This is a genomic window from Chryseobacterium sp. WG23, assembly GCF_024586575.1.
In the GTDB taxonomy this organism is placed as follows: Bacteria; Bacteroidota; Bacteroidia; order Flavobacteriales; family Weeksellaceae; genus Chryseobacterium.
Map to the genome: position 1 here is coordinate 1 of NZ_JALCZE010000017.1, position 14844 is coordinate 14844.

The 14844-nt window shown below is 36.0% G+C and carries 12 protein-coding genes; all 12 read left to right on the top strand.

Annotated elements, in window-relative coordinates:
- Window positions 1-536 precede the first annotated feature (536 nt).
- The 12 genes from MP477_RS21405 (at window position 537) to MP477_RS21460 (ending at window position 14798) form a co-directional block, all read left to right on the top strand.
- The gene (locus tag MP477_RS21405; protein ID WP_257192029.1) at window positions 537-1862 is read left to right on the top strand and encodes a sigma-54 dependent transcriptional regulator; all 1326 of its coding nucleotides are present in this window, start codon (window positions 537-539) and stop codon (window positions 1860-1862) included.
- 441 nt (window positions 1863-2303) lie between these two features.
- The gene (kdpA, locus tag MP477_RS21410) at window positions 2304-3998 is read left to right on the top strand and encodes a potassium-transporting ATPase subunit KdpA (RefSeq protein WP_257192034.1); all 1695 of its coding nucleotides are present in this window, start codon (window positions 2304-2306) and stop codon (window positions 3996-3998) included.
- A gap of 183 nt (window positions 3999-4181) precedes the next feature.
- Window positions 4182-6221: a potassium-transporting ATPase subunit KdpB gene (gene kdpB, locus MP477_RS21415; protein ID WP_257192036.1), complete on the top strand. Its 2040-nt coding sequence runs from the start codon at window positions 4182-4184 to the stop codon at window positions 6219-6221.
- 10 nt (window positions 6222-6231) lie between these two features.
- Window positions 6232-6789 carry a potassium-transporting ATPase subunit KdpC gene (kdpC, locus tag MP477_RS21420; RefSeq protein WP_257192037.1) on the top strand — a complete coding sequence of 186 codons (558 nt, stop codon included), beginning with the start codon at window positions 6232-6234 and terminating at the stop codon, window positions 6787-6789.
- 13 nt (window positions 6790-6802) lie between these two features.
- Complete coding sequence (locus MP477_RS21425) at window positions 6803-7888, top strand: porin (RefSeq protein ID WP_257192039.1); 1086 nt, start codon at window positions 6803-6805, stop codon at window positions 7886-7888.
- A 256-nt stretch (window positions 7889-8144) separates the two neighbouring features.
- The gene (locus tag MP477_RS21430) at window positions 8145-9254 is read left to right on the top strand and encodes a sensor protein KdpD (RefSeq protein ID WP_257192041.1); all 1110 of its coding nucleotides are present in this window, start codon (window positions 8145-8147) and stop codon (window positions 9252-9254) included.
- A gap of 8 nt (window positions 9255-9262) precedes the next feature.
- The gene (locus MP477_RS21435) at window positions 9263-10978 is read left to right on the top strand and encodes an ATP-binding protein (RefSeq protein WP_257192043.1); all 1716 of its coding nucleotides are present in this window, start codon (window positions 9263-9265) and stop codon (window positions 10976-10978) included.
- 146 nt (window positions 10979-11124) lie between these two features.
- Entirely contained in the window at window positions 11125-12627 is a 1503-nt protein-coding gene (locus MP477_RS21440; protein ID WP_257192044.1) for a carboxylesterase/lipase family protein, read from the top strand.
- Window positions 12628-13028: 401 nt separating this feature from the next.
- Complete coding sequence (locus tag MP477_RS21445; RefSeq protein WP_257192045.1) at window positions 13029-13394, top strand: ATP-binding protein; 366 nt, start codon at window positions 13029-13031, stop codon at window positions 13392-13394.
- 169 nt (window positions 13395-13563) lie between these two features.
- Complete coding sequence (locus MP477_RS21450; RefSeq protein ID WP_257192047.1) at window positions 13564-13785, top strand: hypothetical protein; 222 nt, start codon at window positions 13564-13566, stop codon at window positions 13783-13785.
- Window positions 13782-14285, top strand: coding sequence for a hypothetical protein (locus MP477_RS21455; RefSeq protein ID WP_257192048.1), 504 nt, complete (start codon window positions 13782-13784; stop codon window positions 14283-14285). The genes MP477_RS21450 and MP477_RS21455 overlap by 4 nt, the downstream gene beginning before the upstream one ends.
- 45 nt (window positions 14286-14330) lie before the next feature.
- Complete coding sequence (locus tag MP477_RS21460; protein ID WP_257192051.1) at window positions 14331-14798, top strand: hypothetical protein; 468 nt, start codon at window positions 14331-14333, stop codon at window positions 14796-14798.
- Window positions 14799-14844: the final 46 nt, after the last annotated feature.

Below are 14844 nucleotides of genomic sequence, written 5' to 3' on the forward strand. Positions count from 1 at the left end.
AGAAGTTAAGCCCACCAGCGCCGATGGTACTGCTAACGCGGGAGAGTAGGCCGCCGCCAGTTTTTATTTTATTTTTAAAAATCCTTTATCGTAAGATAGAGGATTTTTTTTGTTTATATACTATAACGACTATACTCCAACTCTAAACTATACCCAATCTCAGTTGATAGTTGATAGTTGATAGTTGATAGTTGATAGTTGATAGTGCTGTCAACCCTCAACTCCTAACTCCTAACCCTTAACTCATTAGAACTTATATTGAAGTTCAATACTGAGATCCCTACGGGATGACAAAGGAGAGTGGAGTATGATAAAGTAATGCCGGACACTGAATAGTTGATAGCGCTGTCAACCTTCAACTTATAACTCTCAACTATTAACTCATAACTCATAACTCAAAACTGGCCACTCATCACTGTTCATAGATGTACTAAGATTCCCCTAATAATCATATATAGAAAGAAATTTCCCGCTAGAAGTAGATTTTACTCGAATAAATTCAATAAGTTTGTATCTGTTTTCCAAATACAATTATAATGTCAGGAAATATTCTGATTATCGACGATGAGATCAAACTCCTTAAGTTATTAGGTATGATCCTTTCCCAAGAAAATTTTAATGTAAAAGAAGCTTCTACGGCACGGTCAGCGATGACAATGTTGGAGCAGTATGATTTTGATGTCGTTTTAAGCGATGTCCGTCTTCCTGATGCCTTTGGGGTTGAGCTGATTAAGTCCATAAAGACAAAATATCCCCACCTAGAGATCATTTTAATGACTGCATTTGGAAATATTACAGATGCTGTACAGGCCATGAAGAATGGAGCCTATGATTACCTGGTAAAAGGGGATGATAATGAGAAGATTATTCCATTAGTATATAAAGCACTGGATAAAGTAAAAGACAACAGATCAAAAGTTGTTCAGCAAATTACTGCCATAAAAGGTTTTGAGCAAATTATTGGACATTCTCCTATCATTTTACAGGCTAAAAAACTGGCTGAAAAAGTTGCTTTAACAGATGCTGCCGTACTTTTGACAGGGGAAACCGGAACCGGGAAAGAGGTTTTTGCCAATGCCATTCATGAAGGAAGCGACAGAAAAAAAAATAATTTTGTAGCGATCAATTGCTCTGCATTCAGTAAGGATATCCTGGAAAGTGAGCTTTTTGGACATAAACAGGGAGCTTTTACAGGTGCTTTAAGAGATAAAAAAGGCTTGATTGAAGAAGCCAATGGCGGAACTTTGTTTCTGGATGAAATTGGTGAAATGCCCATTGAGCTTCAGGCAAAACTGCTTAGGGTACTGGAAACCAAAGAATTCATAAAAATGGGAGAAACGAAGCTCTCAAGATCTGATTTTAGGCTTGTAGCAGCAACGAACAGAAACCTCGAAGAAGAAATAAAGCAAGGTAACTTTAGAGAAGACCTCTATTTTAGACTGAACGTTTTTGAAATTACTCTTCCCGCATTAAGAGAGAGGAAAGAGGACTTAAAAATGCTGGCTAAATATTTTATTAATTTATTTTCAGATAAGCTGCATTTATCAACTATTCAGGTGAATCCGGATTATTATAAAGCGTTGGAAAAAAATGACTGGAAAGGGAATATCCGCGAATTGAGAAATGCCGTAGAACGAAGCCTTATTCTTATGGATAATAATATTCTTGATGCCGAAAGCCTTCCTCGCTATTCAAAGAAAGCGGTGGCTGAAAGTGACTCCCTGAGCATAAGATCCCTGGAAAAAATACATATACAGAAAGTTTTGCAGTATACAAAAGGAAATAAAGCTGAAGCTGCCAGGTTACTGGAGATTGGTATTGCTACCCTATACCGTAAACTGGAAGAATACGGATTGAAATAAATTATTTTTATCATTTTAATAAAGAGCCTATCATTTTGATAGGCTTTCCTGTTTTTATACCGTTTGTTAAATTAGTGTATCGTATTGTTATACAATGTATTATATGTTCTTTTTTTAGGATGGAATTCTTTTTGGCATATAGACTATGAATAAAATATTTAAAAAATGACAATTTCAAGAAAAACGTTTAAAAAACGGGAGTACTCTACTTTTAGCCTGCTGATTGTATCGTACGTATTACTGACTATTTTAACCTTAATAATAAAGATATGATGTTGATAAGTTTGGTTCTGCTTTGTGCAGTCCTGTTTTGGCTTTTATATAAATCAGTTGAATTTTTTGATAGAATATAAAATTATGTGGAGTTTATTTTTCCTTTCAATACTTGCCTTTGTGTACATCTGTTATGTTTTAATGAAACCTGAAAAATTTTAAATGGTCATGAATACAGAAATTTTAGGCATCATAGCAATGTTTGCTATTACATTAGTTATCGGAATATTTTTGGGTAAATATATTGCTAATGTCTATGGATATAAGAAAACTTTTTTAGATCCTGTTTTTCAGCCGATCGAAAAGTTAATTTATAAAATATCGGGAATTAACCCGACTCGTCAGATGAGCTGGAAACAGAATATGTATGCCATGCTGACGATTAATCTGGTTTGGTTCATCATTGGATTTTTAATCCTTCTGAATCAGTCCTGGCTTCCTTTAAATCCGGATGGAAACCCCAATATGACGGCAGATCTGGCTTTTAATACAGCTATCTCGTTCTTAGTTAACTGTAACCTACAGCATTATTCGGGAGAAACGGGAGTAAGCTATCTAAGCCAGCTCTACCTGATGTTTTTACAGTTTGTAACAGCAGCAACGGGAATGGCAGCAATGGCAGTCCTTTTTAAAGCCTTTAAAGACAAAACAGCTACCGAACTGGGAAACTTTTATGATTATTTTACCAAATCGATGATTCGGATTCTGGTTCCCATAAGCGTAATTGTTGCTTTAATACTTTCCATTAACGGAAGTCCTATGACTTTTGAAGGGAAAGACCATATCACAACTTTAGAAGGGCAGAAAATTGATGTCTCAAGAGGTCCTGTGGCAGCTTTTGTTGCTATAAAGCATTTGGGAACCAATGGAGGTGGCTTTTTTGGAGCCAATTCAGCCCATCCTCTTGAAAATCCTAATTATGTAACGAATATGACAGAAATGGTTACTCAAATGATCATTCCGTTTGCATTGGTTTTTGCATTAGGCTTTTACTTGAAAAAAAGAAAACTTTCATGGGTCATCTTTATAGTAATGACTGTTGGATTTCTCGCGCTAACCATTCCGAATGTTATCAATGAAACAGGTGGAAATCCCCTGATTACAGAGATGGGAGCAGATAGTAGCCTGGGAGCTATGGAAGGCAAGGAAATCCGCCTTGGGAGTGCTGCATCAGGATATTGGAGTATTGCTACCACTGTTATTTCAACAGGTTCTGTAAACTCTATGCATGACAGCACCATGCCTCTTTCGGGAATGAACGAATTGCTTGCCATGATGATCAACTGTTTCTATGGAGGCTGTGGAGTAGGTATTCTGAATTATTTCATCTTTATCATCCTTGCCGTATTTATCAGTGGTCTTATGGTAGGACGAACGCCGGAATTTATGGGGAAGAAGATTGAAGCCAAAGAAATGAAGATTGCAATGATCGTGGCTTTATTTCACCCATTCTTAATTCTTGTGGGAACGGCTTTAACGGCTTATCTGCCGGAATTTGGAGCAAAAACATTGAATAACCCGGGTTTTCACGGATTCAGTGAAATGCTTTACGAATTTACTTCATCTTCTGCTAATAACGGATCCGGATTTGAAGGATTGGGAGACAATACTCCATGGTGGAATATTGCAACAGGAATCGTACTGCTGTTATCAAGGTTTATCCCAATCATAGGACCGGTAGCCATAGCCGGATTGTTGGCTCAGAAAAAATTCATCCCTGAAAGTTCAGGAACACTGAAAACGGACACCGCTACTTTCGGATTTATGACGCTGGCAGTTATCCTGCTTATTGCAGCATTGTCTTTCTTCCCTGCATTGACATTAGGACCCATTGCAGAGCAGATTCAGTATTTCTCTAAATAAAATATGAACATTAAAAATTAAAATCAATATTCTGCCATTAAGGAAGCTGAAGCGTCTGAGGGAGTTAGTCTAAAAACTTACTGAAACGTTCATCACATAATATTATCCATTTTCTTCCTTACAGTTTTAGCTGCCCTTGATGGTTAGTATTGATTTATAATGATATAAAATTCTTTCAAAAAAATGAAAAATCAATCACAAACATTGTTTCAAAGAGATTTGGTTAACGAGGCGATTAAGCAGTCTTTCGTAAAGCTGAATCCGAAAATTATGTTTAAAAATCCGGTCATGTTTCTGGTGGAAATCGGAACCGTTGTCATGTTTATCGTAAGCATGTTTAGCCTGACTGGCGATACATCACAGGGAAGCTTCTCTTATAACTTTTTAGTTTTTATAATATTATTTTTTACAGTTCTGTTCGCCAATTTTGCAGAAGCAATTGCAGAAGCCAGGGGAAAAGCACAAGCTGATACACTTAGAAAAACCCGTGAAGAAACACCTGCTAAATTAGTGGTTGATAATAAACCCGGATTTCAGGTGGATACCACATTGAAAATGTCTGCTGAAATGAAATTAGGTGATATTTTCCTTTGTGAAACAGGAGATCAGATTCCAATGGACGGAGAGATCATCGAAGGATTGGCAACCATTGATGAATCTGCAATTACCGGTGAAAGTGCTCCGGTAATCCGTGAAGCCGGCGGAGATAAAAGTTCTGTAACAGGTGGAACAAAAGTACTCTCAGACAGGATAAAGGTAAAAGTAACCACAAAACCGGGAGAATCATTTTTGGATAAGATGATCGCTCTTGTAGAAGGGGCTTCAAGACAAAAAACACCTAACGAAATCGCATTAACCATACTTTTAGCCGGGTTTACCCTTACATTTATTATTGTTACCCTCACGTTAAAGCCTTTTGCAGACTATGCACAGACGCCGATAACAATAGCAGCATTTATTTCTCTTTTTGTTTGCCTTATTCCGACAACCATCGGAGGACTGCTTTCTGCCATTGGAATTGCCGGGATGGACAGAGCTTTGAGGGCCAATGTCATCACTAAGAGTGGTAAGGCGGTGGAAACAGCAGGTGATATTGATGTTCTGTTGCTTGATAAAACAGGAACCATCACTATTGGAAACCGTAAAGCAACCTATTTCCATCCGTCAAACGGAATTAAGCTGGAAGACTTTATTAAAGCTTCTGCACTGAGTTCTGTAGCAGATGAAACACCGGAAGGAAAGTCTATTATTGAATTAAGTGATTTAAAATCAGAAGATTTACTGGTTCCTAATCCTGTTTATATTGATTTTACGGCTGAAACAAGAACTTCAGGGATAGATTTTGAAGATACAAGGATCAGAAAAGGAGCTTATGACACTATAAAAAAACTGACTGAAAAAGCCGGGAATATCTTCCCGCAGGAAACACAGGATGCTGTGACCAAAATTGCTGAAAACGGAGGAACTCCCTTAGTAGTAGCAATCAATGAAAAAGTATGGGGCGTGATTGAACTTCAGGATATCATTAAAACCGGAATTCAGGAGCGTTTCCAACGGTTGCGAAAAATGGGGGTAAAAACGGTAATGGTAACCGGAGACAATCCTTTAACCGCAAAATTTATCGCAGAAAAAGCCGGTGTAGATGATTTTATTGCCGAAGCCAAGCCTGAAGATAAAATGAACTATATCAAAAAAGAACAGCAGGAAGGCAAACTGGTAGCCATGATGGGGGACGGAACAAATGACGCTCCGGCATTAGCCCAGGCAGATGTAGGGGTGGCCATGAACAGTGGGACCCAGGCCGCAAAAGAAGCCGGTAATATGGTAGACCTCGATAACGACCCCACAAAACTGATTGAAATTGTAGAGATTGGAAAACAGCTTTTGATGACCCGTGGAACACTGACAACCTTCAGTATTGCTAACGACGTTGCGAAATACTTTGCCATTATTCCGGCCTTATTTATCACGTTTATCCCTTCACTGCAAAAATTGAATATCATGAATCTTCATAGCCCGGAAACAGCTATTTTATCAGCTGTCATTTTCAATGCTGTGATCATTCCTTTCCTTATTCCGTTAGCATTAAAAGGAGTAGCTTACAAACCTATTGGAGCAAGTGCCTTATTAAGAAGAAATCTTTTGATCTATGGGTTAGGCGGTGTCATTGTTCCGTTTATTGGAATCAAAATCATTGATGTACTGATCAGTTTATTTTATTAAAATTTTAAAAATGAAAAATCATATTATTTCAGCATTCAGGCTGACTCTTGTAATGCTGGCTGTGGTAGGAATCTATTTGGTAATTGTCTTCGGAGGTTCAAAAATATTACCTGCACAGGGAAATGCGGAGATTATTACCTATAAAGGACAGAAATTCTATGCAAATATAGGACAGAAATTTAAATCTGATCAATATTTTCAAGGGCGCCCATCCAGTGTCAACTATAATGCCGCAGGAAGTGGAGGAAGCAATAAAGGTCCCAGCAATGAAGAATATCTGGAAACGGTACAGAAGAGAATTGATACTTTAAAACTAGATAATCCGGAAATGAAAAATGCTAAAGTTCCTGTAGAGTTGGCTACAGCCAGCGGAAGCGGATTAGATCCTGACATCTCGCCGGAAGGTGCTTTATACCAGGCAAAAAGAATAGCTAAACTAAGAAATCTTTCAGAAGAGAAGGTGAAAGATTTAATTAAAAACCAGACTGAAGGTCCATTTTTAGGGCTTTTCGGACCCTCAAAAGTAAATGTGTTAAAGCTGAATATTGCTTTAGATCAATTAAAATAAATTAGAAAATAACGTGAAAAAATATATTGTTATAGGAATGCTGTTGGGTGTTTTCTTTCCCAAAGCACAATCTTCGGATTCATTAAAAATAGGAAATAAAGTTACCTTTTCTGCCTATGCAGAGCTTTTCTACACCTACGATGCTAATGAACCGGGTAATCATCTCCGCCAAAACTTTTTATATTCATACAACAGGCATAATGAAGTAAACCTGAATCTGGGTCTCGTAAAAGCCAATTATCAAAGTGAGAATCTTCGTGCCAATGTAGCTTTAATGGCAGGAACCTATGCTCAGGATAATATGGCTGCCGAACAGGAAGCCTTACGCTATGTAAATGAAGCGAATATCGGGATCAAAATATCAAAGAATAAAAATCTATGGATTGATGCGGGGATTATGCCTTCTCATATCGGTTGGGAAAGTGCCATAGGAAAGGATAATATCAATTTGACGAGAAGCCTTGCAGCAGAGAACTCTCCTTATTTTGAGACCGGAGCCAGGCTTTCCTATACTTCAGATAATGGAAAATGGTTTTTAAGCGGATTGGTACTGAATGGATGGCAGCGCATTGCAAAAGCAGAGGGAAATCAGAGCATTTCTTTTGGACATCAGGTAACTTACAAACCTAATGATAAGATTACACTGAACAGCAGTTCATTCATTGGAAATGATAAGGCAAAAGAAGAAAAAAGAATGCGGTATTTCCACGATTTGTTTGGAAGCTTTCAGCTGACGGATCAATTTTCAGCATTACTGGGGTTTGATATCGGGGCAGAGCAGAAATCCAAAGGAAGTGAGCAATATAATATCTGGTACAGCCCGAATGTACAGATGAAATATCAATTAGATCAAAAATGGGCCCTAGCCGGAAGATTTGAATATTATAATGATAAAAAAGGAGTGATTATTGATTCGGGAACTCCTAATGGATTTCAGACTTTTGGATATTCCCTGAATGTAGATTATGCGATCTTAAAAAACGTGATTTTCCGTACCGAGGCCAGAGGATTTACCTCTAAAGATGCCGTTTTTGTGAAAAATGATGAAATGAAACAGGGAAATTTCTTCATAACGACGAGTTTGGCAGCATGGTTTTAGAAGTTTGATGGTAAAAATGAAATAACTACAAAAAGGACAAAGTTTTTGGAAATTTTATCCATTCAATTTGTCATTCCGTAGGAATCCAGACAAGGTAAATAAAAGTAATCAATCATAATATGACCTTTTATCCTTTGAAGTTAAGAGGCTGGATTTCTTCAGAATGACAAAGTTGTGTTAAAATACAGGAAAGCTTTTGTCCCTTTTGTAGTTCAATAAAAATTATAATAACTTAATACTGTAAAAGCAGGAATCAATGTCATCAGCAAAACATTTTTTAGAACTGATCCAGAAATCCAGAAAAGGAAAATTCAAGATCTATATAGGGATGAGTGCAGGCGTAGGAAAAACTTTCCGGATGCTTCAGGAAGCTCAGTCCCTTTTACGGAACGGCATTGATGTAAAGATCGGCTATATAGAAACGCATGGCCGGGAAGAAACAGTGGCTTTGGTGGAAGGTCTCCCGGAAATTGCAAGAAAATCAGTTTTTTATAAAGGTAAAAACCTGGAAGAAATGGATGTTCAGGCTATTATCAATGAACATCCTGAAGTTGTTTTGGTGGACGAATTAGCCCATACCAATGTAGAAGGATCTAAAAATAAAAAGAGATGGCAGGACGTCCTCGAGATTCTGGATAATGGGATCAACGTGATCAGTGCCATGAATATTCAGCATATTGAAAGTCTGAATGAAGAAGTAAAAGTAATCACAGGAGTTGAAGTTACAGAGCGTGTACCGGATAAAATTCTTGCTATTGCAGATGAAGTGGTAAACATAGACCTTACCGCTGATGAATTACTGACCCGGCTGAAAGAAGGAAAGATCTATAAAAAGGAAAAAATTCAGACCGCCTTGAATAATTTCTTTCAGAGCGGACATATCTTACAGCTTCGTGAACTGGCTTTAAAGGAAGTGGCCACTCACGTGGAAAGAAAAGTAGAAACTGAAATCAAGACTGAAAATTTTAAACCGATAAAATTTCTGGCCTGTATCAGCAGCAATGAAAGAATTGCCAAAACAATCATTAGGAAAACAGCCAGACTGGCGAGCTACTATAATAGTCCGTGGACGGTCTTATATATTCAGAAGCCCTCAGAAAATCCTGAAAAAATAGCACTGGATAAACAGCGGTATTTGATTAATAATTTTAATTTAGCACAGGAATTGGGAGCAAAAGTGGTCCGGATCAAAGACGGAAGTGTTCATAATGGAATTCTGGAGTATGTAATTGCCCATAATATAACAACAGTCTGTATCGGAAAGCCTCACGCCAGATTTTGGCAGCGCCTGTTGGGGTATAGCTGGATCTATACCCTTATGAACAGATTGAATGAAAGGCAAATAGATATTATTATTTTATCTTAAAAAAAGTAATGAAACTTAAAACTAAACTTACCTTAGGCGTAGGCCTTTTATTTTTTCTGATCGTTCTGCTTTCAGTGATAGGGTCTGTGTATATTAATAAACTGAAATCTGATACGGAGAAAATCCTTACAGCCAACTATAACAGCCTGGAGTTTTCTAAGAATATGCTCCTGGCTTTGGATAATATAAGCAGCGACAGTGCGGTGGCCATTGCAGATTTTCAGAAAAACAATCAGTTACAGGAAAAAAATCTCACGGAATTCGGAGAAAAAGAAGCTACACAGAATCTGAATTTACATTTTAACAGTTACCTGAAAGAACCTTCATACAGTAAAGAAAAGCTGATCCGGGAAGATCTTACGAAGATAATGTCTTTAAATATGAAAGGCATTGAAAGGAAAAGCGATATTGCCATCATCACTGCCGGTAATGCTACTTTCTGGATTGTTAGCTTGGGAACGGTATGCTTTCTGATAGCCTTTATTTTACTTTTTAATTTACCGCAAACCATTGCAGAACCTATTAATCAGCTGACATTCAGTATCAGGCAGATTGCTGATAAAAATTATAATGAAAGGGTACATTTTAAAGGAAGTGAAGAATTCAACAGCCTGGCAGAATCATTCAACACCATGGCTGAAAAGCTTCAGGAGTATGAAAGCAGTACACTTTCTAAACAGCTGATGGATAAGAAGAGGATTGAAACACTGGTAAACAATATGCATGATGCCGTGATTGGACTGGATGAAAACCATTTTATCTATATGATTAATGACGAAGCGTTGAAAATTACCAACCTGAACAAAGACGATATTATAGGCAAAACAGCTCATGAAGTTGCTGTAAACAATGATCTGATCCGGGAGCTGTTGAAAAATATTGACCATCCGGTAAAAGAACCTATGAAGATCGTCCGCGATAATAAAGAGAACTATTTTGAACAGGATATTGTTCCTATCAATATTGTGAAAACCGGGGAAAAGGAGAAAAAATATATCGGAAAGGTTATTTTACTGAGAAATATTACCCCTTTTAAAGAACTGGATTTTGCCAAAACAAATTTTATAGCTACCATTTCTCATGAACTGAAAACTCCTATTTCTGCCATAAAAATGGGCGTACAGTTACTGGGAAATCAGAAATTCGGTGAACTGAATGACCAGCAGAAAGAACTACTGAAAAGTATCAATGAAGATGGGCAGCGCTTGCTGGATATTACCGGTGAACTGCTTAATCTTTCACAGGTAGAATCTGGAAATATCCGTTTGACAATTGAAAAATGCTCCCCTAAAGAGATTGTACAGTCGGCGGTGAAAAATGTAGAAAAACTGGCAGAACAGAAAAATATCTCAGTGAATATGGAATATCTTCTGGAAGACACAGATTTTGTTGCTGCAGATTTTGATAAGACGGTTTGGGTGATGAATAACTTTCTTACTAATGCTGTGAAACACTCTTTTCAGGATGAAAATATAAATATTTTGGTGGAAAAAATAGATTCATTTATTCAGTTCAGTATTACAGATACGGGAAGTGGTATAGATGAAAAGTACCACCGTCAGATCTTTGACCGGTATTTTCAGGTTCCTGGCGAGCATCAGAACGGAACAGGTCTCGGCTTGGCTATTTCAAAGAATTTTATTGAGAAACAGGATGGAGAAATTGGAGTAAGCAGTTCCCCTAATAATGGAAGCACATTTTATTTCAGGCTGCCTGTTTCTTAAAAATACACTAAGATATGATTGATATTATATAAATTATATTGAAATTAATTTAAAATTCAAACAAAAAAAGTCATTATTAAACTTTGCTTCCATAAAGATTGTAAAATAAAGAGATTCTTTTTTTCTTTGTTATAAAAAGTAACAAAATGAGTGATAAATTATCTTTAACAGTACAAACTCGGTGTGGCAAAGTACAGGGAATTGTAGAAAAAAACGGTGTCTCTGCATGGTTGGGAATACCCTATTCCCAACCTCCTGTTGGTCAGTTAAACTTTAAAGCTCCACAGCCTCTGCAAGAGTGGGATGGTGTTTATGATGCGACAAAGTTTCGTGCTGTTTCCCCACAAAAAACAGATTCATTAACGGAGAGTATGGGGGAAGAGGTAATGAGTGAGGATTGTCTGTATCTGAATATTTGGTCTCCCAAAGCAGATGGGAAACTTCCGGTCATGTTTTGGATCCATGGAGGCGGATTTCTTAATGGTTCCGGATCAGGGCCGATGTATCAAGGAGCTAATATAGCCCGATCAGGAAACGTTGTGATTGTCACCATTAATTATCGTCTTGGCCCATGGGGGTTTTTACACTTAGGAGATATCGATAAGAATTTTGATAGTAATATCGGGATACGTGATCAGATTGCAGCTCTTACATGGGTAAAAGAGAACATTGCAGCCTTTGGCGGAGACCCAGAAAATATTACTATATTTGGAGAATCAGCAGGAGGTGCCAGTGTTTTTAACTTAATTGGAAGCCCCGTTGCAAAAGGATTATTTCAAAAAGCTATTGCTGAAAGCCCATCTGAGGGATGTATTTATAAAGATCCTGAATTAGCTACCAAGGTAGCAAGACGTTTTTTGCAAATCTTAGAAATCTCTGAATCAGATATCACAGGTATTAAAAATCTTCCTTTCGATGTTTTACTTACAAAAGGAGATATATTGATAGAAGAGGTAATCGCCAATTTACCGGGTAATATTGCTTTTCAGCCGTTTATTGGGGATGAAATATTGCCTGTACACCCATTACAGGCTGTTAAAAATGGAAGTGGTAGTCGTGTGCCGGTTATTATAGGATTCAATGAAAATGAATATTCAATATATAATGTACTACCGATGCCACAATTGATGCCTATCACTGAATCCAAAATCCGTATGTATCTTCAACAAAACTATCCGGAAAAGGCTGATCAAATCTATGATGCATATAATGATATGGAAGAATCAGAAAGATTATTGGAAATAGGTCAGGATCTTACGATTATTTCTCCAGCAACCCAGATGGCAAGAGTGATGTTGGAATATATATCTGACGTATATATGTATTATTTTTGCTGGACATCCGATCATTTGAAATCTTTAGGCTTAGGATGTTTCCACTCTCTTGAAGTTTCTTTTGTATTTAATAATTTAAATTGGGCTCTGATGAAAGAGGTCAGGAAGGGAGTGGATGAGCAGGAAATACAGAATTTATCAAAAAATATGCAGCGGGCTTGGACAAACTTTGCGCATACAGGAAATCCGAATCATACTGATGACTATCTTTGGAGCCCTTACAGTATAGTTTCCGAATCAGTAATTATTTTTGATAAAGAAATTTCTACAGGAGAACATCCAAAAAGAAAATATATGAAAGTTTGGACAGAATAGAAATCTGGTAATAAAAATCCTTACCAATTTCAACAATATGGAATTCCTAAAAATAAAGTGTATCTATCAAAAACAAAACCATTAGGATCGCACATTGAATAAAATATAATTTGTTTTTAATATTATATAATTTAATTGTAGCATAATTTAAATATTTATTAATTCTGGCTACCAAATATAAAGAAACTTAAAAAAGAGAATTACTACTAAAGAATCTTACGATTATTATAAAAATGTATCAGACTGATTGTGGCTAAAATGAGGCATAATTGTCTCTATATCGTTATTGTTTTCAAATAGAACGGATTGATTGATAAAAAAATATAAAAGACTGCGAACCATTTTCGCAGTCTTTGTAGTAAACAGTTGTACTCTATTTTTTAAATTAACTGCCAATCAGTGTGGAGTTCCTTTTGGAGAACACAGGTTTTGTTGCTGCAGATTTTGATAAGACGGTTTGGGTGAAGAATAATTTCCTTACCAATGCTGTGAAACACTTTTTTCAGGATGAAAATATAAAGATTTTGGTGGAAAAAATAGATTCATTTATTCAGTTCAGTATTACAGATACGGGAAGTGGTATAGATGAAAAGTACCACCGTCAGATTTTTGTCCGGTATTTTCAGGTTCCTGGTGAGCACCAGAACGGAACAGGCCTCGACTTGGCTATTTCAAAGAATTTTATTGAGAAACAGGATGGAGAAATTGGAGTAAGCAGTTCCCCTAATAATGGAAGCACATTTTATTTCAGGCTGCCTGTTTCTTAAAATGTACAATATAGTATTTAACTTTACGTTTGAATCTCAATAAAGATTTTATCAGAATTGTTAAATAACAGGATGAATTTTCATAACCTGTTAAATAAAGGTGTAAAACCCTGATTACATTGAAAATTATCTAAATAAAATTTTTAAATTTGAATGAAATTCAAACAAGATGAGCACGTCAGATTTAAAACTTGAGTTAATTAATCGGATCACACAATTAAAAGAAGCCAGGATTGTTGAAGAAATTCAGAAACTTTTAGATTTTGAATTGGATCAAAACGAATATACTCTTACTGAATCTCAAAAAGAAAGGATCGCTGAAGGAAGAGAGGAGTATAAAAAGAAAGCATATCTTGCTGAAGACGAAGCCAATCAGGATATAGAAGAATGACTAAAAGAAAAATAATTATTTTACTTTCATGTGTTGTGGTTAATTTTTGCTTTGGACAAAGTGAGTTTAGAGAAGCATTTACATTAAAACTCAAGGTGGATTCTGTTAGATTCTACCAACAGGAGATCAAAAAATCGCCGTATTTTGTTAAAGACGATATTTTACAGATTTATCCAGGTGAACATTTGTTTATAGAAACAGAAGTAAAAAATGGAAAGATTGAAACCATGAAAGTGGTTAAAGATAATATAAATCCTGAAAAAACTATAGAGATAGATTTTTCACAAAATGCTGAAGAAAGAAAAAATAAAGGAATGCTACTTCAGGTAAAAAATCCTTTTAATATCAGTCTAATGTACGATGCTATGGTGTATATTGTTGGAGATACCCGATGGATTAAAACCTCAATTATATCTGTAAAACCTCAGCTTCAAAATTTTGAAACGTGGAATGATCCTATTATTAGTCTTGTATTAGATAACTGGAGATTGGAGAAATAATCTTTATTCAGAAACTATATAAATAAATTCAGTCTTTTAATTAATATGTTTACAGACTTATTTTTTTACTTTTTCCTAGCTTCTTTAGTATTTGCTGTTCTCTCAGGAATCTTCTTTTCTATACAAAAAAAGAAAATTATTTCAAAATATAAACAACCAAACTCAAAAGTCTTACAGAATATTAGTGGTACAATTGTTACTAAAAACGGCTTTCTGCGGAAAAAATATGAATGGTGTAATTTTGATGTATTAATCAATTCCAATTCAATATTTTTATTTCCCAAGACTCTTTATTGTATTCCTACTCGTTTTATTAACCTTATATTTTCTAATTTTGATAAAAGGAATACAAAAAGACCAACCATTTTAAGAGAATTTTATATTAGTAAGCATTCTGTGGAATTGGTATCTTATCCGGGTTATCTTATCAATGGAGAGCGTAAAATTTATTTAAAGAACCTCAATCAGGAACAAATTATACTTTTCCAAAACGTATTAAAGAAAAATTCATAACTTTATCAAAAACTTGAAGACTATTCTTTTAAACTTATAAACTTTT

Excerpts from the sequence above, each read along its gene's own strand:
- MP477_RS21460 (WP_257192051.1), top strand. The coding sequence starts at position 14,331 with ATGTTTACAGACTTATTTTTTTACTTTTTCCTAGCTTCTTTAGTATTT.
- kdpB (WP_257192036.1), top strand. The coding sequence starts at position 4,182 with ATGAAAAATCAATCACAAACATTGTTTCAAAGAGATTTGGTTAACGAG.
- MP477_RS21450 (WP_257192047.1), top strand. The coding sequence starts at position 13,564 with ATGAGCACGTCAGATTTAAAACTTGAGTTAATTAATCGGATCACACAA.
- MP477_RS21455 (WP_257192048.1), top strand. The coding sequence starts at position 13,782 with ATGACTAAAAGAAAAATAATTATTTTACTTTCATGTGTTGTGGTTAAT.
- MP477_RS21440 (WP_257192044.1), top strand. The coding sequence starts at position 11,125 with ATGAGTGATAAATTATCTTTAACAGTACAAACTCGGTGTGGCAAAGTA.
- kdpA (WP_257192034.1), top strand. The coding sequence starts at position 2,304 with ATGAATACAGAAATTTTAGGCATCATAGCAATGTTTGCTATTACATTA.
- MP477_RS21435 (WP_257192043.1), top strand. The coding sequence starts at position 9,263 with ATGAAACTTAAAACTAAACTTACCTTAGGCGTAGGCCTTTTATTTTTT.
- kdpC (WP_257192037.1), top strand. The coding sequence starts at position 6,232 with ATGAAAAATCATATTATTTCAGCATTCAGGCTGACTCTTGTAATGCTG.
- MP477_RS21430 (WP_257192041.1), top strand. The coding sequence starts at position 8,145 with ATGTCATCAGCAAAACATTTTTTAGAACTGATCCAGAAATCCAGAAAA.
- MP477_RS21405 (WP_257192029.1), top strand. The coding sequence starts at position 537 with ATGTCAGGAAATATTCTGATTATCGACGATGAGATCAAACTCCTTAAG.